The organism is Streptomyces sp. NPDC059037 (genome assembly GCF_042740015.1).
Lineage (GTDB): Bacteria > Actinomycetota > Actinomycetes > Streptomycetales > Streptomycetaceae > Streptomyces.
Genome location: NZ_JBHYIG010000280.1, coordinates 12,334 through 12,606, shown reverse-complemented (window position 1 = coordinate 12,606; position 273 = coordinate 12,334).

Here is a 273-nt window from a genome sequence, read left to right as displayed (position 1 = left end):
CAGAGTGCCGCGGGCGGCCACGAAGCGGGGCTCACGGGGACGGGTCCTTGGGTCATCCGGCTTCGCGGCCGGGTGCGGACCAGTTCGTCGCAGCGTGCCGTGCGGCGGAGGGGTGCGCGGCCGGTCCGGGGACGTGTCCCGGTTTCGTCAAGCGGGTGCCGACCGGCTCTTTCGGCGTCGGTCCGGCACCTACTTTGGGAAAGTTGTGTTCTGACAGAAGGGGGGGGGCCGCCGGGGCGGGGGGCCCCCCCCCGCAACACCAGACCCCCCCGG